Annotated in this window: 13 protein-coding genes; 4 read left to right on the top strand and 9 right to left on the bottom strand. The window is 39.5% G+C overall.

All coding sequences use genetic code 11. The features are described 5' to 3' along the window. The first annotated feature begins 31 nt into the window (after positions 1-31). Positions 32-403 carry a TnpV protein gene (locus DMN77_RS09240; RefSeq protein ID WP_179014536.1) on the top strand — a complete coding sequence of 124 codons (372 nt, stop codon included), beginning with the start codon at positions 32-34 and terminating at the stop codon, positions 401-403. Between the two features lie 221 nt (positions 404-624). Here DMN77_RS09240 and DMN77_RS09245 read toward each other — a convergent pair whose 3' ends face one another. The 3 genes from DMN77_RS09245 to DMN77_RS09255 are packed head-to-tail and all read right to left on the bottom strand — an operon-like array spanning position 625 to position 4,090. Beyond that, positions 625-2,496 (bottom strand): coiled-coil domain-containing protein, encoded by a 1,872-nt coding sequence (locus DMN77_RS09245; RefSeq protein ID WP_179014538.1) that lies wholly within the window; start codon positions 2,494-2,496, stop codon positions 625-627. Beyond that, positions 2,496-2,999 carry an ABC-three component system middle component 2 gene (locus DMN77_RS09250; protein ID WP_179014539.1) on the bottom strand — a complete coding sequence of 168 codons (504 nt, stop codon included), beginning with the start codon at positions 2,997-2,999 and terminating at the stop codon, positions 2,496-2,498. Before DMN77_RS09250 ends, DMN77_RS09245 begins: the two co-directional genes overlap by 1 nt. Next, positions 2,996-4,090, bottom strand: a complete 1,095-nt coding sequence (locus DMN77_RS09255) for an ABC-three component system protein (protein ID WP_179014541.1) — start codon at positions 4,088-4,090, stop codon at positions 2,996-2,998. Before DMN77_RS09255 ends, DMN77_RS09250 begins: the two co-directional genes overlap by 4 nt. 161 nt (positions 4,091-4,251) lie before the next feature. Here DMN77_RS09255 and DMN77_RS24220 point away from each other — a divergent pair, with 161 nt between their 5' ends. Then, positions 4,252-10,812 (top strand): helicase-related protein, encoded by a 6,561-nt coding sequence (locus DMN77_RS24220; protein ID WP_483874232.1) that lies wholly within the window; start codon positions 4,252-4,254, stop codon positions 10,810-10,812. A 29-nt stretch (positions 10,813-10,841) separates the two neighbouring features. Here the strand turns inward: DMN77_RS24220 and DMN77_RS09270 are convergent, their stop codons facing one another. From DMN77_RS09270 to DMN77_RS09285, 4 genes are all read right to left on the bottom strand, one after another. After that, positions 10,842-11,876, bottom strand: coding sequence for a hypothetical protein (locus DMN77_RS09270; protein ID WP_179014545.1), 1,035 nt, complete (start codon positions 11,874-11,876; stop codon positions 10,842-10,844). Between the two features lie 209 nt (positions 11,877-12,085). Then, positions 12,086-12,895 carry a 3'-5' exonuclease gene (locus DMN77_RS09275; protein WP_179014547.1) on the bottom strand — a complete coding sequence of 270 codons (810 nt, stop codon included), beginning with the start codon at positions 12,893-12,895 and terminating at the stop codon, positions 12,086-12,088. Between the two features lie 155 nt (positions 12,896-13,050). Beyond that, on the bottom strand, positions 13,051-14,031 hold the full coding sequence (locus DMN77_RS09280) for a UvrD-helicase domain-containing protein (protein ID WP_179014549.1): 981 nt from the start codon (positions 14,029-14,031) through the stop codon (positions 13,051-13,053). Then, the gene (locus DMN77_RS09285; protein WP_179014550.1) at positions 14,024-16,018 is read right to left on the bottom strand and encodes an ATP-dependent nuclease; all 1,995 of its coding nucleotides are present in this window, start codon (positions 16,016-16,018) and stop codon (positions 14,024-14,026) included. The genes DMN77_RS09280 and DMN77_RS09285 overlap by 8 nt, the downstream gene beginning before the upstream one ends. Before the next feature lie 187 nt (positions 16,019-16,205). Between DMN77_RS09285 and DMN77_RS09290 the strand changes: the two genes are divergently transcribed. Together DMN77_RS09290 and DMN77_RS09295 are read left to right on the top strand one after the other, a co-directional pair. Beyond that, entirely contained in the window at positions 16,206-17,189 is a 984-nt protein-coding gene (locus tag DMN77_RS09290) for a DUF3991 and TOPRIM domain-containing protein (protein WP_179014552.1), read from the top strand. 512 nt (positions 17,190-17,701) lie between these two features. Beyond that, positions 17,702-20,245 carry a helicase C-terminal domain-containing protein gene (locus DMN77_RS09295; RefSeq protein ID WP_179014554.1) on the top strand — a complete coding sequence of 848 codons (2,544 nt, stop codon included), beginning with the start codon at positions 17,702-17,704 and terminating at the stop codon, positions 20,243-20,245. Positions 20,246-20,333: 88 nt separating this feature from the next. On the opposite strand, the gene DMN77_RS09300 is transcribed toward DMN77_RS09295, so the two are convergent. Both DMN77_RS09300 and DMN77_RS09305 read right to left on the bottom strand, forming a co-directional pair. Then, complete coding sequence (locus DMN77_RS09300; RefSeq protein ID WP_179014555.1) at positions 20,334-21,320, bottom strand: hypothetical protein; 987 nt, start codon at positions 21,318-21,320, stop codon at positions 20,334-20,336. Positions 21,321-21,419: 99 nt separating this feature from the next. After that, positions 21,420-22,046: a hypothetical protein gene (locus DMN77_RS09305; RefSeq protein ID WP_179014557.1), complete on the bottom strand. Its 627-nt coding sequence runs from the start codon at positions 22,044-22,046 to the stop codon at positions 21,420-21,422. Between the last annotated feature and the right edge of the window lie 250 nt (positions 22,047-22,296).

The raw sequence follows: 22,296 nt of genomic DNA on the forward strand, positions 1-22,296 counted from the left end.
AAATCTATACAAATGAAAGGAGAATCTCATAATGAGCAACAGCAAGTCAAACTTGAATTATCGCGAGATCAAAGGCCTCCTGTATCCCGAACTGCAAATCTCGAATCGGACAGAAGTCTATCAACAGCCGTTGGGCAAGTACGGCCGGATGGCATTGAATTTCATCCGTAATCATCACCCGCATCGCTTCCTGATTCTCAAGATGCAAGGCAATCTGATGGAAGAGATGCATCAAGTAGAACAAGAAGCCCACACGAAGATGGACATTTTGACCGAGCAACTTCTGAAACTCCATCCCCTGCCGAAGACGGAAGACATCCTGGAACGGACACGCCACCTCAATCAGATCAAATCGACCGCCGAGGAACTGCTCTTGAACGACATTATACTGAAACCACGTTAACAACATTCTCATTCGACTCAGAACCGCCCTCCAGCGGTTCTTTTTTCATCTAGAAAGGTAGGTGCCCGGCATGAAAAATACATCCTGACAACAGCATCAAGTGTAACAATGTTCTCATAATGGAATCTAAAAATACGACCTCGTTTATCGATCTAAATATGCAATGAGCCTTACACACAGGCTCATTGCAATATCATATTCGACATTTTCTAACCCGGACTTCAGTCTACTGGAATAAACCCGTATCTTCCTACACCAACAGTTTTAGTAAAATGAATATAATTCATCTTGCCCTGGACCTCACTCATTGGCTCAATGTTTTCAAAGATAATAATTTGAACATCTGGATATGCTTGGTTTATGTCAGACAAATTGTTAAAGAAGGCTTGTTTCATATCCAGTGAGATGTCTTCTTCACTGTCAATTGAATCGCTTGCAGTTGTCTTTTCCTTATAGGTAGTAAGAGGTGAGTCTAATATGATTATGCCTGGATGCTTCAGACCATTATTTCTCGTATATTTCATAATCGCTATAAGAAATGCTGTATTTAAAATTGCTCTATATCCCTTACCGTGATTTTTTCTCATCTTTCCTGAAACGATTAATTCCTGGTCATCGTAATCGAATGTAACACTAGTTAAATCGGGATAATTCCACCCCTTAAGTAACTTTTTAATTTCATCTGCTAAGTCGTTATATATCTCTTTGGTAATTTCGTTTACAAATTTAGCCCTTTGATTTTTCTTAGATAGTTCCCTTATGATTTCTAATTGCTTTGCTTGGTAATCTGCGATACGTCGTTCATTCAGCTCAATTTCTTGAAATATCTGTCTCACGTGCAATAGTCTTTCAAGATGTTCTTTGGTGAGTACCGCTACAGGCTTTAATTCTTCAATTATAAAAGTTTCAATATCTCCGATCTGTTGTTTTATAATTTTGACTTCTTGATCTTTTTCATTATATTCCATCTGCAAGGTATTTAATGTTGCTCTAAGATCAGATAACTGAACGTCTAATTTATGGCTTTCTTCCCTGCAAGCAATTTGTAAGTTTTCTAAATGAAACTTGTGATCATGTTCTACTTTATCCAAAGTAATGGGATTGTCACAAATCGGACAGTTTGAGTCATACAATTGTGAAATAAAGTGATCTCCTTCAATTAGAAATTGAAGTCGATCCAAATCAGAAATATAACTCTTTTCAAGGAGTTTAAATCTCTCCTGCAGTTCTTCCAACATTAAAATCCTTGTTTTAATTTCTTGTTCCTGATTCCACAAATGATTCTTTTGCTCCATACGCAAATTAATTTCTTTACTATTGTCAGACAGGACGCTCATTAATTTATCTATTTCACTGGATAGATCATCAGCTTTATATCCTTTAACCTGGTCTCTTTTATCATTAATTTCTTCTTTTAATTTTTTCAATGAGGCATTTACAAATTCCAACTTGCCTTCAAGTCGAGTTTTATAGATTTTCGGATCTTCCAGTTCAACTCCTTCACTGTCATCAACACCTGTCAGAACTGTTTTAAATGCCGATTGCTCTGCCGTTTTACTCGTAGGGATACCTGAAAAAATAGGAATTCTTTCAGTTATAATTTTTTCTTCATTAAGCATTATTAATCCAGCAAAATGCCTGAATGAAAATGATATCTTGTTTCCTCTTGCATTTTTTCTAAGAAGCATACCTTCAATGCCTGTTAAAGACAGAAGAAAACTTGAAATGTTATCTTTATCGTCCTTATCATGTTTGGCTTTTAGCTTTTCATAATTTTGTAGAACATGTATCTCATCAATTTTAGACTCATAGGCATGAATCGTCGATTCACCAATTTCACGTTTCAAAGTGATCTCTTTTCCCGAATATGCTTTAATTTCAAGGTATATTGTTGAGTATCCTATACTTTCATCAATTGCTTTTGGTTCATCCTCACTACCAAACATATAGTTAATTAATTGAAAAATATACGTTTTCCCAGTGTCGGAAGCACCCGAGATCACGTTTAGACCTTTTTTCAAAATAATTTTAGCATCCTCTTTATTTTTTCCCGTGAGGCGAATTTCAGTAATATAATATCCATAATTCTCCATTAAACATCACCTCTTATAAACGCCTCTTTAGTAAACTCTCCGCCCCAACGGTCAATATTTTTCATAATATAATCTTTTAGTTCTTTATCTGAGTACAAAGAAAACCGTTCTGTTAAAATTTCATTTATTCTCAATAGCTGCAACATGTAGTTAGACTCAAAATGTTGTAGAAATGATGCTGAATAAGGCATGGCTTTATAAAGAATTCCATCTGCACCGTATTCAATGGTAATTAATTTCTTACTAATCATTAAATGAAGTCCTTGACTTACTAGATCTCGCTTTACTAAGATCTCACCTGTTCTAAATGGAGTCGATGGATGTAAACTTTCAAAATCAGAATCAACATCACCATAATGGACTAGCAGATAATCCAAATAAATTAATCTTTGAATGTCTATTGCCTTATCTTTTAGTCCCGTTAATATCACTAGACACCGAAGACCAATTTCTAATGGCGTATTGAACAAATAAGTTTCCCTGCTGATCGTTAAAGTCTTCATTTTTTCACCCAATTCAAAATATCTTTGTTAGCTAGTTGATGACAAATTCCGCTTCTGTCACTGCCATCAATATATTTAATTAAAATATTGCTTGTAATTTGTAACTTTTTTGCTTCTTTTATTGTTTCTTTAACACAAACATAACCATCTGGATGATCATCTTCGGCAGTATCAACTACCCCTCTATATATTTCATCCTGCAACTTTTCAAACGGTTCATCATAAGGTAGTTCGTCTCTAGCAAATCTTCTAAGAGACTCTGCTTTATAGTAATCCTCGCGCTGTCTATTAAAGTGCCCATATAGTTTAGAGTGCTTTTTTAATTCATCTATATCAGAGATTTGTTGGCCCAAATGATCTGAATACGCTTCATACAATTGTGACACATATCTTACTTCTTCTGGCTGTATTGAATCTTGTGGAAGTTCTGCCTGCGGCCTAGGCTTAACTAAACCTCCCCCAAATCTATACTTATAGAATGGGGTGATACTATATTGTTCAATTAACTTCTGTGGTGGACAGTGAGTAATAATTGAAAAATCAAAATTCTCAATGTAACTCAATAATTCATCCGTTAATTCAATTTCGAATCTACTTGTAATCTTCTTTCTACACTTCTCATCCCAAACGGATATTAACCCAGTTTTTAACCGGGACGGTTCCTCAAGTAATCCGGACAAAGCAGGGCCCAATCCTTGAGAAGATATAAAATAATATTTCCTTGGGACAGTATAAGACTGACTAAATGTGTAGTAACACAATTTTCCTAACTCTAACCAAATATCACTTGGATGTAGAGGGTGTTCATAATGCTTGCATTGATAGTTATCCCATATGTAATTTGATGGATCTGAATTTACAATTGCAACGATATCTCTTCCCATATCACCGGCTCCCCCTGAGCGGTATACTAAAGAGTATTGACTTTTTAAATACCCATCCACCCATTCCAAAATCATGTCTTCAAATTGATCCGCAGAAATGATCCGTAATCTTTCAATTGGAGGAATAGGAACACCAAAAAGAACATCGTAGCTCTCAGGTTTTTTAGGTGCTTGGATAGGCAGAAGATCATTAATTACACTCTCCATAAGATCACCTTTCGACATAAATACTACTTATTTATAGTTATTCAACATTTTCCACAATTCCCCTCCTATAAGTAGAAGAAAATTAGTTAATAGGAACCATTTGCAATCCATCAACAGAACCAAATGTTAGATCCTGAATTTTTATAGAAAGGAGGACCATCATGCGTCGAGTCGAACGATTGCGGAATCTATACGAATCGGCAATTGCAGAACTGACCCAAAGTGGGGAAACCTGGAAAAGCTATTTGCGCTTTGCTTCTTCCATTTACAAATACTCTTTTGATAACACGCTGCTGATCTATAGCCAAAATCCTGAAGCAACCATGTTGGCTCCTCTCTCTGTCTGGAACAAGATCGGTCGCCGTGTGAACTTCGGAGCAAAAAGCATCGCTGTCTGTGATTTCGAACAAGACCATCCTTCGCTTGTTCATTTATTTGATGTAACGCAAACGACAGGCCAACAACTTCCCGTGCTTTGGAGCCTTGATTCCATTGATCCTGTTGAACTTGCCGGACGACTAACTTCTTATGATACACCCCATTTGAACGAAGCCATTGCCGCCTTATCCAGGGAAGCCACGTTATCATCAATGGACGAGTTGTTCCAGGATATTGAACTGGATATTCAGGAACACTGGCTAGGTTCCATTCCTTGGCGCGGATTGGAACAACACATGCAGGACTTGGTTCAAGACAGTATTCGTTTCCTCGTTCACTGCCGCTGCAAGCTGCCGGAACCGGAAGACGTGGACTTCTCCACCATTATTCATTTTGACTCCTTACCACTTGCCACGCGGCTAGGACATCAAGTGAATATGCATACGCGAAGTCTATTGCAAGACATCGTCAGACACATCAAAATTATGAAACATGAAAGGAGTGCTACTCATGAACAAGAGAAAAAATCTGAGCCTGACATATCACAATATAGACGGCCTCCTCTATCCCCATTTGCAGATCTCGAACGAACCGGAGGCGGACACGAAACCGCTGGGCCGTTACGGACGAATGGCGCTGAATTATCTGCGCAACCATCACCCGCAACGCTTTCTGATTCTTCAAATGCAAGGCAACCTCATGAAGAAAATGGGCGAAGTCGAACAAGAAGTCCTGAGCAAGATGGAGTCTCTGACCGAACAGCTTCTCCGGCTCCGTCCATTGCCACAGACCGACGATATACTGGAGAGAACACGTCATTTGAATCAGATCAAAGAGACCGCAGAAGAACTGATCTTGAACGATATCGTATTCAAACCGAGATAACATCCTCCGAACCGTCCCAGGAGCCGCTGGAGAGCGGTTCTTTTTTTTCGCCTGATGATGATAACCGTTCTGCGGAAGAAATGTTGGAAGTTTTACTGCAACGAAAGCAAGGCGAGGAAACGCTCAAACCGCGTATCTATCAATTTGTGACCGAGCATTATCCGGTAAAACCTGCCGATCTTGTTCCTGTGCTAAAAAATGCATACGGCATAGGCGGTGCCAGGGGTGATTTGGGATTTGGTCTTCAAGGCTACATGACAAACAGCAAAGGCATCGAATTATTATGGACGGATGCAAACGGCGAACATGAAACGACGCTGACCTGGAACAAAGTTGCCTCCACCTTACTCACCCTGATTCGGGAAGGACGGTATAGCGAGAACCTTCCTCCCTTTCCCTCGCCAGAGCCAGAGTGGACACTATTCAGTTATGCCGAACAACTCGCTCAAAACGAACAAGAGAAGCAACGAACCGAAATCACCTGGCCTTCCGCCGCGCCACAAGACCAACTTGAACCGGCGTCATCACTTGTCTCTAACCATTCCTTGCCAACATCCTTCGACTCAGCTTCTAGCGCCGCGACTACAACCGTTTCTACAGCAAGCAACTACCATTTCGACCCGTCTCGTTCTCCTTACGTCTCTGGCCCTAAAAGCAAATACAGGCGCAACGTGGAAGCCATTCGACTGCTTAAGCAATTGGAGACGGAGCAGCGCCAAGCCACACTGGAAGAGCAACACATACTAGCCGGTTATGTTGGCTGGGGCGGCCTAGCCAATGCATTCCATCCAAGCGCAGCAGGCTGGGAACATGAATATGCGGAGTTAAAACAATTATTGAACGAGGATGAATATGCAGCGGCGCGTAGTTCAACCATTACCTCGTTCTACACCGAGCAAGCGATCATCCGTCCCATCCACGACACCTTGAAACGGTTTGGATTAACGGATGGTACAGGACGAAAGCTGCTGGAACCATCCCTGGGGACAGGCAATTTCTTTTCCGTTTTGCCGCCAGGATGGGAAAAAGCAGATCTGCATGGCGTAGAGCTTGATCCTTTAACCGGACGAATCGCCCGTCAACTTTATCCGAGTGCCAACATTCGTCTGCAAGGCTTCGAAACGGTCAACTGGAATAATACTCGCTTCGATGCCATATTCAGTAACGTGCCTTTTCACAATATCCGAGTATTTGACAAGCGATACACGAGCAATTATCTCATCCACGACTACTTTTTCATCAAATCACTGGACTTGCTAAAACCCGGCGGTATCTTGGCCTTCATCGTCAGCAAGGGCACATTGGACAAACAAGATGCCAGTGTACGCAAGTTATTAGCACAGCAAGCTGAATGGATCGGCGCAGTTCGCCTGCCAAACACGGCCTTCCAATCACTTGCCGGGACAACCGTAACGACGGATATCGTCTTTCTGCAGAAACGTGCTGAACCCGTCCGCTTTTCAAATGAAGAATGGCCCGAGTGGGTGGAAGTCGGAAAGACAACGGATGATGTTCCCATTAACCGCTATTATTTGTCTCATCCTGAAATGGTGCTTGGTCGTATGGTATGGGATCGCGGCATGTATGGAGCGGAACAAACAACTTCTTGTGTGCCGCTGGAGGATCGAGATTTTCTCCCTGCCTTGGGGGAGGCACTTCATTCCTTGCAAGCAACAATCTCGCCTTCAGCTGCCTCATTCCCCTCTCTCGAAATATCGGAACACGTGGATACTGTCGAATCGGAGCGCCGCGAAGCGCCAGTCGATGCTAAAAACTTCACTTATATTATAGAAGAAAACCGCATTTACTACTGCGAGAACGGTGAACTGCTTCTCCAGGATGTCCAAGGCAAAAAAGCGGAGCGAATTAAAGGCTTATGCGAGATCCGAACCTTTCTGCTCGATGTCATTCACATTCAATCACAGGAAGACGGATATAATGAAGCCGAGCTGGCAACTGCTCAACATCAGCTTAACCACGTCTACGACCGTTTTGTTCGCACTTATGGCCCAATAAACGAACGGGCCAATATCAACGCTTTTGCCGATGACGACCAACTTCCGCTTCTTCGCTCCATTGAAGATTTTACCCCCGAGAAAACATGGGTAAAAGCGGCCATTTTCTTCCGTCCCACCATCCGGCCGAATCGCCATCCTGAACATGCCGAATCGGCGCTTGAGGCCATGCAAATTTGTCTTAATCAACGGCTGCGCATTGATTTACCTTACATTGCTTATCTGTGCAACCAAACAACAGATGAGGTTCGTGAGGAATTGGGAGAACGCATCTATTTGAACCCGCAAAAGTATACCGGAGACATCGATGAAGGATGGGAACTCGATGAAGAATATTTGTCCGGCCATGTAAAAGACAAGTTAGCCTATGCCATGCTGACAGCGAAGGAACATCCTGAACTGTTTACTCGGAATGTAGAAGCTTTGACTCGTGTTCAGCCCGCCCCTCTACTGCCCGGCGACATTGATTTTCGCATCGGCAGTCCGTGGATTCCTGTCCGTTATTATCGTGATTTTATGTATGAAACGTTTGTAACAGCCAAGGTGTTTCAAGATAGTCAAACCGTGGATGTGGATTATCTGGAATACACCAATACTTGGCGAGTATCAGGCAAATCACTAGAACGGGACTCCATCAAAGTGCATCAGACATACGGGACAAACCGCGCTAACGCATATGAAATTTATGAAAACAGCCTGAATCTGCAAAGCGTTACTGTTCGTGACCCCGTTACCTATTTGGATGCAAACGGCAACGAACAGGTCAAGTATGTAGTCAATGCAAAGGAAACAATGATCGCTCGAGCCAAGCAGCAACAAATGCGTGAAGCGTTCGCTTCTTGGCTATTTCGAGACAAAGAACGCGCCGACACACTGCTGGCCATTTACAACGACAAGTTTAACACGATTCGCCCCCGTCACTATAACGGCGACCACCTGATATTTCCCGGGATGAGCGAGGAAATGGAACTGCGCAAACATCAAAAGGATGTAGCGGCCCGCATTCTCTATTCCGGCACCGCATTGATGGCGCATGAAGTTGGAGCCGGAAAAACGGCGGCCATGATTGCCGCCGGCATGACCTTGAAGCGCTTAGGCGTGGTTCAAAAACCGATGTATTGCGTTCCCAACCACCTCACAGAGCAATGGGCCAACGAATTTCTGCGTTTCTTCCCTGCAGCTAATATTCTAGTCACCACGAAAAAGGATTTTGCACTGGCCAACCGTCAGCGTTTTGTGTCCCGAATCGCCATGGGTAATTATGACGCCATTATTATCGGTCACAGCCAATTCGAGAAAATCCCCATCTCCCGCAAACGGCAAGAGCGGTTGCTGGAGGGCGAGATTCGGAGTGTCGCCCGCATGATTGACCAGATGAAAAAGGAAAAGGGAGATGACTGGAGCATTAAGCAAATGGTCGTCTTTGAGAAAAATCTGAAATCCCGGCTGGAGCGATTGGCAAATGAGCAAAAGAAAGATGACCTGCTCACCTTTGAGCAGCTTGGCGTCGACATGTTGTTTGTCGATGAGGCCCATGCCTATAAAAACTGCTTCACGTATACAAAAATGCGGAATGTGGCCGGAATCGGTAAATCAAGCAGCCAGCGGGCTACCGATATGATGCTCAAGTGTCAATACTTACAGGAAATGAATAGCGGCCGTGGTGTTGTCTTTGCCACCGGTACGCCGATCAGCAACAGCATGTCTGAAATGTACGTGATGCAGCGCTACCTTCAACCTCATCTTCTAAAAAAGCTTGGGCTGGACTTCTTCGATAACTGGGCTGCAACCTTTGGAGAAGTCGTCACCTCCCTGGAAATTACACCGGAAGGCAGCGGCTACCGGATGAAGTCCCGCTTCGCCAAGTTTCATAACTTACCAGAATTAATGAGTTTGTTTCGCCTCGTCGCAGACATTCAGACTGCTGACATGCTGAATCTCCCTACCCCTCGGTTGGAAGGAGACCAAGCGACCATCGTCGTGAGTGAGTGTACGCCTTATCAGAAAATAATGATGAACGAGTTTGTAGAACGAGCAGAGAAAATACGGAACAACGAGGTGGATGCGACTGAGGACAATATGCTGAAATTGACGCACGAAGCGAAACTAATGTCGATCGACCCCCGACTGATAGATGAAGAGGCTCCCTCCGATCCCGACTCCAAATTGAATCGCTGTATCGCACAGGCTTTTGACATCTGGCAGCAAACGCAAACAGATCGACTTACGCAAGTGATCTTTTGTGACAGTGGTACGCCAAAGCCTGGACAGTTTAATGTCTATGACGAAATAAAGACTCAATTGACGCTTCGCGGTATGCCAGAACAAGAAATTGCTTTTATCCATGACGCCAAAACGGATGTCCAGCGAGAAGCTTTGTTTGAAGAAGTGCGCCGCGGCGAAGTTCGCATCTTGCTTGGATCGACGCAAAAAATGGGAACTGGCACCAATGTGCAGGATCGGCTTGTTGCCGCCCACCATTTGGACTGTCCTTGGCGTCCCGCCGACATTACACAACGTGACGGACGTATTTTGCGTCAAGGCAATCGAAACGAAGTCGTGCAAATTTTTCGGTATGTCACGAAAGGCACCTTCGACGCTTATCTGTGGCAAATTCAAGAGCAAAAACTCCGCTACATTTCGCAAGTAATGACCGGAAAAAGCATTTCCCGTTCCTGTGAAGACGCAGATGAAACGGTATTGTCCGCGGCGGAAGTAAAAGCAGTGGCTACCGGTAATCCGATGCTCGCTGAAAAGATGCATGTGGACAACGAAGTGACCCGCTTGAAGCTGCTGAAGGCCAATTGGCAAAACGAACACATGATATTGGAAAGTCGCATCAAACAGTATCCACAACGGATTGAAAACGTGCAGCAAGAGATACAGGACTTACAAACCGACATACAATTATCCAGCAAGTTTAGCAATCACCCATTTGCTATGGAGTTAGATAGAACCACATTTACGGAGCGTCCAAAGGCTGGTGAGATGCTCCTTCTGCTGTTCAACCTGACGGAAATACAGGCTGATGAATCAATGCGAATTGGTTCTTATCGCGGTTTTGATCTAGTCCTTGCTCGTCAATCCATGTACAACGTGCATCTGGAAATCAAAGGTGCGAAAAGCTACGCCATCGATTTAGGTGAATCGGAGTTGGGCAATATTTCTCGTATTGAAAATGCGATTGAGAAAATCCCTGCTTTATTGGAGGAAGCGGTTCAAAAGGAAAAAAGAATGAATGAGCAGCTCATTGCAGCCCAAAACGAAGTGGATAAGCCATTTGAATTCGATGAGGCATTACAACAAATGGTTGCGCGGCAGTCCGAAATCAATTCGGCTCTGGAGTTTGAGGAACTGCAAGGACAGGAGATGATTATTGAAAATTTAGTAGAGCTACCCGAACAGGAGGGAGAAGTGTGCTGTGAACTGGGAGAGGGAAACTGAGGATTCAGACCCCTCTCCACGTTTTTCCCTCACTTTTGTCTAATCAATCCGATTATTTCTTCTTCTAATTCTCGGGTTATTGCTGTAATTCGCGCAATATGTTTTTCTATATCTCCTAAAAAGGACTGACTTCTTATATGCATCGTATTTCTTATTTCAGTACGAATCTCATCCAAAAAATCTTGTGTATCTTCGTCTAAATCTTCATGATCATATGACACAACGGGCATAGGTGTTTGATTAATCTCAATTAGGCCATGAATAGATGAATACTTAGCTAGATTAATGAGCGCATCATCCCTACTTATTAGTTTAGGCCTCAATATCCCCCCATCATTCTGCATATAACTTAATTGCAAAAACCTTAAGAAAAACAAATCCCAACAGGAAGTTAAAATTGCTCCAAGTGGATCTTTAGAACCAAACTTTAACAAGCTCTGAACATTATCACTCTTTTTGGAATTTCCTAAGAAATAATCTACAGCTAGTGAAAATTCTACTGCATGAAAGATACTGACTTTATTATTCATAAAGTCTACAAACTCTCTGAATAATTTGAATTTATCAACCTTACTCTTTCTGTAGTTCAACAAATGAATTGTTAGAATGATTGCGTAACTACCGAGTAAGAGAGGATTCGACTCTAAATGAGGAATTATTGTTTCTGTAAATGTTACCTTCTCTCGCATTACAAAGTCGTTATATGGGATGCCATTAGATTGACTGTGCTTGACGATTTTTTCTCTATCCCATGAATTGATGTTGTTTATTGCCAATTCTAACCTTTTGAACTGCGGAAGATTTAGAGTGCCTAAAGCCCTATCCCAACAAGCCTCCTGCATAGCAAACCCTGGTACTCTATCCTTATTAACAGTTTCCACCAAGAAATGAGTAATTGCAGCGTTGACCTTACTTTCTAATTTGTGAGGTCTATAATAAAATCTTTCCAGCATTATGACGGTTTGTGTATCAAGAATTAATGATACTGGTTCATAATCCTTATCTTGAAAGACTCCTATGTAACAGAAGTAATTGTATTTGTCATATTGGATATTTTTTTTCATTTGCTCTCCTACTTTTAAATAATAAATACAACGCACTATATCTTAATAAGAAAAGTCGATTTCACAATTATTTTTTCACAGGAAAAACTCGAACTATAATATAGATCTGAGCTAAACTGAGTTAAAAATCAGTCTATATACGAATAATTTTCATTAATAATCACGATTTAGTTTGTGTGAAATTGCTTTTTGTGAATTGTGAAATCGACTTAAGAAGGTTCTATTTTCTTGAACCCATATGACTCAAGTATAGCTCGTTCTGCACTCTTTAAGGTTGGAACAGCCCATACCAATGAATACTTTGCTCTTGTACTCGCAACATAACCTATTCTTCCCGATTCGAGTTCTTTTTCAATCCACTGCTTCCAGTGCCCACTACCTTTATTAATACGAGTCGAAACCACCATCACACTATCAAAATCCTTGCCTTTAACTGAATGGATAGTGTTTACTGATAACAGGTTCAAATTATCTACTGTATTAAAAGTAACAATCTCACTATTAGCCGTGCCACGGGGGGCAGTTAATTTAGCTAAGTTGTTAAAATCTCTCTCTTCGCTATCAAAATCTTTTAAAGATTGATACGCATCATGCAATATATTCAAAAAGTGTTTGTTAAAATTTTTATACCAAGTAGTATACTTAACATTTTCGAGTTTCACGAGATCGTCTATTACGGAGCAGCCTTCCAAAAAATCCTTTATAAAAATTCTCCACCTGTAAACAGAAACAATTGAACTAGGACAATGATAGTTTTTTTTAGTTCTGGCACCCCCAAACCACTTTTGCAAGTGTTTACTTGCAAGTTCCAATGCTAACAATCGTGACTTGGGTGTATTGTTATTCCAAAGTTGTAAAGCATCTAATATTGGATGTTTACTTTCTTGGGAATTTATTTCTAGATCTCGTTTCAATGATTGTTGCCTTACTAAAATGGCCGATCTATCGAAAGGTATATTAATTTCTTCAAGAAAATTTAAATATTGCTGACCAATTGAGGATAGATCGCTATATTCCAAATAGCAAACACTTCTATCACCTAACTTATCAGCAGCTCGTCCACGAATAGGTAATGTGATACCTAATAATTGATTAGATGTCTTTACTATGGAATGACAGCTTCTAAAGTTATCTGTTAAGTAATACTTCTGGAAATTAGATAAATATTCTTTCGTTATTTCAGGATTTGCATTTTTAAATTCATAAATGGACTGATTAAGATCTCCAATGAAATGGAGAGTAGCACCATTAGCTTTAATTGATTAAGGATATTAATTTCAATCCAGGATAAATCCTGACATTCGTCTATGAGAATGACAGGGAATCGTAATGCTAATAGTAAAGCAATATTGGGATTTTTCTTTAAGACTATATATGCTATATTATTTATGTCTTCAAAGTTAGCAAACCCATCATCCAAAAAGTTTCTTTTAACTTTTTTTATTTCATTTCTTATATAGTCGAAACCTAATGAATGACTATTACCGCTCTTCTCCCGATAATTTTGAATGAATTTTTGAACTTCTGCAGAATCATAATATTCTTTTAATGAAATCTTGTGGTTTTCAGAATGATAGATTATCAGATCATTAATATGATAATCATAATAAAGCTGGTTAGCATAAGAGTATTGCCTTAATGAATTAATGTCTGTGTATGGGAGTTCATATTTTTTTAACCAGTGATTATTGAAAATATCCAAATTTTTATCTATTAATCTGTACGAAGTATCACCATCCCTATTTTTATGTTTGAAATATTTGTAACCAAAGCTTTGCGCAATAAATCCATGAAAAAATCCCGATAAAGTTCCGATATAGTGAGGATATAATGAGGTTAAACCAGAAAAATTCTCTACTCGTTCTTTAATAGTATCCGTAGCCTCGTTAGTAAAAGTGAGTACAGCAAGTCCCTTATTCTTGGAACTCCACTTACTAATTTCATATGCAGTTTTCATTCCGACTACTTCGGTTTTCCCACTTCCTGCACAAGCTTCTAAGTATATATTTTCAGTGATAGAAGAAAGAACATATTTTAACTGTTGTTCCGTTTTTTCTTTTACTTTAGTTTGAATCAAAGAAATATATGAGTTATTTGCATGTTTATTTTTACTCAGAGTGCTTATAATTTCTTGCTCCATCTCTTTGCTATTCATCTATTTCTATGCCCCCGCATGCCCAAAGTATGGCTCTTTTAATGTAATCAGGAATGTTCATTAAATCGCTAATATTAGTGTAAACTTCTATTAGATTCGACCTTTTTTCATCAATGCTGTCCATGTGTTTGCTAATTTGTAATTCCAAATAATCCGTAAGTTCTTGTGCATAAGTCCCTTTACCAACCTCATCAGCATCAATATGTTTAAAAATATATTCCGCATCTTCTTTTAATAATTGAATTTCAGAATACTCATTATTGCTAGAGTAAATTGTGTTGCAACGCTCTTTAACTCTTCCCTCTGTAGGCCAAAGATCATGAATAACTTTAGCCATTTGACTCGTGTTTCCTTCTATTGCCAAATCATATTCAAATGTTTTTAAAGGAGAACGATATAACCGCCCCCAGTTACTCGTATTAATATCATCAATTAGTTGAAGTGCGCTATTTGCTCCTGCTGGTTGTTCACTCGGTAGAGGAAAGGTATCCACAAGTCTGGTTATAGGCTCATTATTTCTATCTTTTTTTACTTTCCCGTTCTCATCATAGACAAGTTCTTTGAGCTTGGGTGGGTCATTATCCGTAATTCCGGAACAATAAATGGGTAAATGTATTTCACCAGAGGAACCATCACAATCTGCAAACAATTTCATAAAATGTTTAAAATTTATGCCGTTGATGTTAATTGTAGATACGCCAGCCTCTTCTAAAGAATTAGGCAACAATTCTTTAGAGGCAGCTAGAGCTTTTTTATTATGTTGCGCCAAGACGATCTTGGCGAAAGCAGGAATAAGCATCGCCTCGCTGATCCCCTCAACAAGGATAATACCTTTTGAAAACAACAAAGTGGATTTTGTCACATCTAACCATCGATTGATATAATTCTTGCTACTTTCATCTAAATCAATATCTTTTAGAACAGTCGCAAAAATTGCGTCACTCTTTTGAGCAATATGAATTAAGTTATCAATTTTTATAGAAGAAGCAAGCACCGGTGAATGTGTAGTAATAACAACTTGTATATTTTCAAGGGTGCGACTTATCTCTTCTAGATATTTGATAAATTTAACTTGAAGCTGGGGATGTAAATGAGCTTCCGGTTCCTCTATTAATAGAACTGTCATCATATTATTATCTTTTAGCAATTCAAGCTCTGCAAAAACAGTGGCTATGTATAACAAATTATTGTACCCCAGACTATTAGTAGCGATGTCCCTGAATTTATCAGGATCGCTCTCCTTCAGACCAGGGAAGAAGACCATTTTTATACTTTCAACAATTTTATTGAAAGTCGTTTCAGCAAATTGCAGGTTTATGCTCTGCCCAAGACGTTGACCTAATGTTTCCTCTAGCTTATCGTTGATATTTTGCTTTGCAGTTTCAATTTCATTGTATTTTTTATCAGCGTTACTTGTTATTTGCTCGTTAAACCTTTTTACATTCTGTACAAGTTCATCTTTTTTGTCTCCATACTGTTTTTTTAATAATTGTGCCAACCTCGATCTCTTCCCATTAACAAGCTTTTCCTCTGCATCCCGAAGAGGTGGAAGGTAGATGCAATCTATACATTCGAATGTCTCTTCTTCAAATATGCTCGATTTTGAAGCACCACCCCAGATTTCTTTTTTATAGTAACCTTTTCTGTTAGGATTCGAGCTAACCTCTAAGTGTAACTGAGCATTAAAATCTGCATCGCACCATGAAAGAAATGTAACTTGCTCATCTGGACTAAGCGCTTCAAATGTAAGATCAATTTTAATATTAGGAGCTGAGTACCTCTTGTCTAATGAAACATAAAAATCATCTTCATTTATATTCATATATGAAAACTCGTTTTCACGTAAGATAAGCCTTAATGCATTTATAATTGTAGTTTTTCCTGAGCCATTCTCCCCAACCAATACATTGAGCCCTTTATGAAGTTTTATTGTGGATTTATCCTTGGAGTTCTTATATCCTGTAATACTCAAATTAGATATATGCACGCCTGATCATCCCCTTATTTAGTGACTTATGTACTACTACTTTTTAACTGAACCCGAGCTAGCAGCACCTTAGTTAAAGAGTGTAATTCGACAATAAGCCTTAAATCCCTTTCAAGATTACCGAAAAAATGACAGCAGTTTCTTAGGAACTCGTATAAGTTTATTAAATATTATTGGAAGTGACGTTATGGGTACAAGTTTTCCGTTTAGAAAAGAACAAATCCAGCAAGCCAACAGTATTAACTTAATCGAATTTGCCAAACTTCATGGCTATATCCTCGAAAATGGCGGCCGCCGTGCGCTTCATGCGAAGCAAAGTGGCGGTCTTTACTTTTTCCGGGATAGTAACAAATTCCATCACTTCTCAACAGACACCAGCGGCGGTCCCATCGACTTTGTGATGCAATTTATGCGAATGGACTTTAAAGAGGCTGTTGCATACTTGTTAGGGACTGACGTACCTCAACATCAATCTGCTCGCTCCCTTCCGAAACATTCCGGAAAGTTGCAGCTCCCGGATAAAGCACCCAACTATAAACGTGTTGCCTGGTACCTGATCCATGTCCGGGGCATTGAACCGGAAATCATCTACCGCTTGATGCACGAAAAGAAGCTGTACCAGCAGGATAAGACCGGAAATTGCGTCTTTGTCGGTTACGATCAGGAGAGATCGGCCAAATACTGTTCCCTGCGCGGCACCTGGCCGGAGCGACCTTTCAAACAAGACCTACCTTATTCGGATAAGAGCTATCCTTTCCATATTTACGGAACCAGCCGAAAGGTCTATGTTTGTGAAAGCCCGATCGACGCGATGAGTCATGCCACATTATCGAAATTGGACGGGCGGGACTGGAAAGAGGACCATCGTATTTCGCTTGGTTGTTTATCTGATCTGGCCCTAGAACGCTTCTTGGGACATCACGACATCACGGAGATCATTTTTTGTTTGGACAACGATGCTAACGCCACCTTTCGTGACGGCAGTCCGGCTCCCAATTGGGGGCAAGAAGCTGCCTTTAAATTTGCCAATAAATATACCAAGCTTGGCTATATAACTTCTGTGGCCCCCCCTAAAAGCAAGGATGTAAATCAGGAATTACGTGCCCTTAGGTATATAATAGAAAGAGAACGAAAACAGGGATTTGAGACAGAAGACATTCTTGAGAGGTAAGAATTGCTTTCTCGGGTGAAACAGAGACACTATATCAATTCGATTAATTAAAATGGAATTAGCTTCACTTTTATCACTATTCTCGTGTGATTTTAAATATTCTAGTTCGGTTCTCTTGCAAGCGCCGCCTGACAATTGCTTTCTGTAGGACTCCATAAAATTGGAGCCCACTCTATAGTAGGTTATTGAGCAGAATGAGTAACTGTTTCCTTTTGTAATTCCACTCTTGATCTTGCTCGATGTTATACTCCGAAAATCACATATTAAATGAAATATCTGGTTGAGAAGACGTATGTTTGATGCTACCATAAATAATAAGGATTTGTTTTATACAAGGTTCTTAAAGAGCAATTCAGTAGATCAAACTAACCAATCTTACTGCACTTGGGGATTAAATAATCATATGGTTTATGCGAATGGCCTGGTGAGTAAGAAACTAATCCTAGCCTCTTAGATCGCATGAATCGCATGGATTAAGTAAAGTAAATACTTAAATTCAACGAGGTGGGAAAATGTCATTTGATTTTAGTCAATTTTTCAATAAACAAACCGGTCCAAGAGAAACACATCCCATAAAAATATACGACAATTTGCCTAAAGGTAAAGTTAACGATTTATGGCGGGGACAGTATCTTGCGCTCGATGAATTACACCACATATTAGAGCAGGGCAAAAAACATGTCGCCGTTATACTAAATACTGGTGGTGGCAAAACAGTTATTGGACTATTGGAAGGTCAGGCGATAACTAATCGTTCTTTAGATAGAGTTTTTTACTTGTGTGGCTCTAATCAACTTATTGTTCAAACAGCCCAAGCTGCAGAAAGATTAGGACTTTCAGTAGCTACATACTATAACAGAAATATGATTAATGAGCTTGAATTTAATACTGGAGAAATTCAATGTTTAACTAACTATCAAACACTATTCAATGGGAAAAATACAAGATTTCTCAGAGACATCGAGGGCATAATTTTTGATGATTCCCATGTTGCATCTCATATTATAAGAGAAAACTTTACTCTTCATATTCCTGAATCTGAATTTCCTGTAACTTACTCTACATTAGTTGCTCAAGTACGACAGTACTTTGAGTCCATTCACCGTGGACCTGAATTCGATCAAGTCGTCACTTTCAAGGATGATCCAAGTATACTGTTCATTCCACTTTTTGTCTGGAAACAAGCTGTAAATCGTATAATTGAATCTCTTACAAATGAAGGTGTTACAACAAAGAAAGTTTCAATGTTTGCCTGGGAACATCTGCGAAACAATTTAGATCTTTGTGTTGCATTCCTTAGTTCTGATAGCATTGAAATTTCACCGTTCCTGCCACCAATCAATAATTTGCCCTTCATGTCGCCATCTGTTACTAAAGTTTTTTTATCTGCAACTGTACAGGATAAACCAGAGTTTGTTCGTACTTTTGGCTTCTTGCCTGATGCATATATTGAGCCTAAGACAAGCGCTGGGGAGTCTGAACGCCTTATCGTTACCCCTTATGTTAATCCTGCTCTTAAGTCAGCTATGTTTGATTATATTGTCTGGTTATCACAGTACCAAAAAATCCTTGTAATTCCAAAAAGCGAACCTAGAGCTAAGCGCTGGCGTGAGCATGAAATGACCTTTTCATCGGACGATTTTACACTTAAAGTAGAAGAGTTCAAAAAAGCACAAAATGGAATTTTGGTTGCCCCTGCTCGTTTTGAAGGCATGGATTTCCCCGGAGATACATGTCGTTTCCTTGTTGTTGATGGATTGCCATCAGGAACAGGAAGCATGGAGAAATTCTTGTGGAATAATTTAGGGGAAAACAAATTTCTTCAAGGAACTGTAGCTTCACGTTTAATTCAGGCTATGGGTAGGATCTCAAGAGGCAATGATGATTATGGCGTTGTCTTTTTACTGGGGGATGATATTGGAGATTGGATCACTAGGGGGAGTAATCGAAAAGTAATCCCAGCGTATACCCGTGCTCAATTAGAACTGGGAGAACAACTAACCAAAAGCATCTCTAATATTCAAGATTTAAATAAATTGATAATGTCAGTTGTAGCTGTACCAAGAGACCTTGGATGGACATCAGTCCACACAGCGAGAATACAGCCTCATTCTGTGGTGAATGAAAAACCATTTGAAACAAATACAACTGACGAACAAGACTATAGTATTAAAGTTGCTTTTGTAGAACGAAAGTTCTTAGAACATCTATGGGATCGCGAGTATCCACAAGCAGCGCGCGCACTTGAAGAACATTTGGATACACTTTTTAACCAAGACAAAGCTCTTGCCTCCTGGCACGCACATTGGTTAGGTTATGTCCATCTTTTAGGTGGTAATACGCCAGCCGCTGAAAGATACTTTAATAGGGCTTCAAGTGCTTTTAGAGTACTCGGGAAAATTAATCCAGATTCTGTAACCACCTATGCTCCTCCTGTAATTTTTGGAGATTCTCAGGGTGAAAGAATAGCTAGTGTCCTTAGCGAGCGAGGGGATTTCAATTATGGATCATTTAGTGAGATGCAAGATCGGCTATCCCCTCTTTTCAGTGAAAAAAGTACAACAAATCAGTACGAAGAAGCCTTGTCCTGGTTAGGCAAATACTTAGGATTTGCCTCCAATAGGCCAGACTCAGAAACAGGTGGCCGCGGTCCTGATATATTTTGGACCTCACCAGAAGTGGATATTTTAATTGAAAGTAAAGAGGAGAAAAAAGATACATCATTCTATTCGAAAAGAGATGTTGGTCAAGCCTTAAATCATAGTGAATGGTATAAAGAAGAATTTCCTGAATCAAGTCGTCATTATAAATTATTGATTGTAGGACCAATTATTCCTGCACATCCAACTGCCAGTCCTGGACAACAGATGCACATATGGACTCCTCAAGAGATTTCTGCGTTAGCACATCGAATATCCACTTTACTGTTTGACGCTTATAGCAAAAGTGATAACGCTACTTATTCTGCAACATTAAACAAACTGCTAGAGGAAGCTGGATTGACATATACGAAATTGTACGAAGCTCTACCTGATCGCCCAATACAAAGATCATAGATAAAATAATCCCGTTCTTTTGAACGGGATTATTTTATCTAAATCTCGAAAAGTAATTTTGTTTCCTACACTTTTCTAAAAAACTGCATTATACAATGACTTTTATTAAATTCTTTTCTTCAATTTCTATTAATCGATTTAAATAGTCCTCTGAGATGTGTGGCTTCACACGATTTGAAATAATCTTCTGAAACTCTTTATGGATCTTTATCCCTTTATCCTCTCCAAAACACTCAACAAATGGGTTCTTATTTACTTCGTGTGTGGTTATAAAAATTCTCTTCAAATCCTTATCCATTGTACCAAATAAAAACACTTCGTTAGATTCACTATCTTCCCAATATAGCGTACTCCAAAAAGACAAATAAGTTAGATCCCACGCCTGATTTCTACACTTCTTAAATATCTCATCAGTTTGCTTAATATTAATTTGTTTAATCTTCCGTGAAAACAATAGGCACGCATAGATTAAGGTATATTGGCAAAATAAAAGATTATCATTGTTCCACTTAATAAACTCAATCATTTTTTCAGTATTATTCAATTGTTGATCTGCCAAAAGTAATGTTATGTGCAACATTTCTGCATAATGCATTTTATAATGATCGTTCTCAACGTTAAACGTATAAGAATTCAAATCTTTAGAAAGTGTAATTGGTGGTATAGTATTTTTAACTCCTAAGGCAAGGTCTAACCATTGGAGTGGTGAATAGAAATCAAATATTTCAAGAAAAATATTATTTTCTTTGCTGGCCTTTAAATTATCTTTCAAATTGTAGGCATACTCATTAAGTGCAATTCCTGCGGTAATTCTTACTCCATTAAATTCGGCCCAAAACATAATACTCCCAACTACTTTGAGTAGATAATTATCGTTAAGAGTACCTTGAATACACAACTCTATAAGCTTGGTAAGGATGTTTCTATCCAAAATTAATATATAGTCCCTGCCATAATAATTTGTAAAGTCAGGTGTTCCTTCTGGTGAAATCTTAGGATGAAAAATTAGCTTGTTTTGAATGAGAAACATTGTTACATCTTTTATGTGGCGATCGGATATTTCAATCAAACGCATATGTCCACCCAATTTTTTATATTCTCACTAACTGATTTTTCCGTTTACAATTTCTGCATTCATCCAACATCTGAAAGACTAGCGAACGGAACCTTGAAATTAAACCGATTTTGAACGCAGTATTAAAGAATCCAATTCTCTTCTATGACATTCTGCATACCGAAACCCACTTCCACAAAAACAAAAAGAATCTATTTGTCCCCCTTGATAAATATAGCTTTGTAATATCGAACCGATAGATTCTAGATTTCGATAGACTTTTGCTTCTTCTCCATTTAATGTTCCTTTATAGATAAACGCTCTATGACCCTTATTTCTGATTCGGAATAATGCTTTGTGAATATCAATTAAATCATTGACTAAAGGATTATTGGTATTGTTGATTCGAATATTGTCTATTTGTGCTCCATTGTATGTAACGCTATCGTCTTGAATAAACAAAATTGATTCGACAGGCGGGCTCTTCGGGGTTATATCCAGCAACTTTCCATCATGCGATTTCCAAACTGCATGAAATTCCGCCTCACAAATAAGGGTAGTTCTCCATATTTGCCAACCAAATATCCTGCTACCTCCATCTAACTCGACTTTCTTCTCAACGTTAGGATAGCATTCATTAGGCAGTGCATATGACTCCGCCACCACGGGAATATAAATTGGTTCGTATTTTGAATTGATTTTTTTCAGTAGTCTTTGTACTTTAGCATCATTCAAGTCGGGTACCAAATGGTTTCCTCCTTTCGGGATTATACGGCGACTCGGATATATCCTTTATCAATTTACGATACTTTACACTATTCGTGATGTAAGCAATTTTATCCTTCTAAATAGTAACAACATCACTAACCGCAAAACCAGCTGCATTCCTCATTCAGGGATGTGGCTGGTTTGTTAGCTCCACTGTTCGAAAGGAATGATAAAAAATGTCCCCTTTCTTTTTTTCTCACTGGATCAAAGAACTGCCGTCCCTTCCCCC

This window comes from Paenibacillus sp. 79R4 (assembly GCF_013393165.1).
Classification (GTDB): domain Bacteria; phylum Bacillota; class Bacilli; order Paenibacillales; family Paenibacillaceae; genus Fontibacillus.